The organism is Citrobacter sp. TBCS-14, from assembly GCF_005280805.1.
GTDB lineage: Bacteria > Pseudomonadota > Gammaproteobacteria > Enterobacterales > Enterobacteriaceae > Citrobacter > Citrobacter gillenii.
In genome coordinates, this window is the sequence record NZ_SZWM01001302.1 from 1 (window position 1) to 250 (window position 250).

The window sequence follows — 250 nt, forward strand, 5'->3', positions numbered from 1 at the left end:
GATGAAGTTCTGGCGGCCCGGTATCACCGGCAAACTGTTTCTGGCGATTTTCGCCACCTGCATTGTGTTGCTGATCAGCATGCACTGGGCCGTACGCATAAGCTTCGAACGCGGTTTTATCGACTATATTAAGCACGGTAACGAACAGCGGCTGCAAATGTTGAGCGATGCGCTCGGCGAACAGTATGAACAACATGGCAACTGGCGATTTTTGCGCAATAACGATCGGTTTGTTTTTCAGATCCTACGT

Annotated in this window: 1 pseudogene; it reads left to right on the forward strand. The window is 50.0% G+C overall.

Going from position 1 to position 250, the window contains the following annotated elements:
- Window position 1: 1 nt before the first annotated feature.
- Window positions 2-250, forward strand: a pseudogene (locus FDX22_RS27475) (two-component system sensor histidine kinase BaeA); the annotation flags it as partial.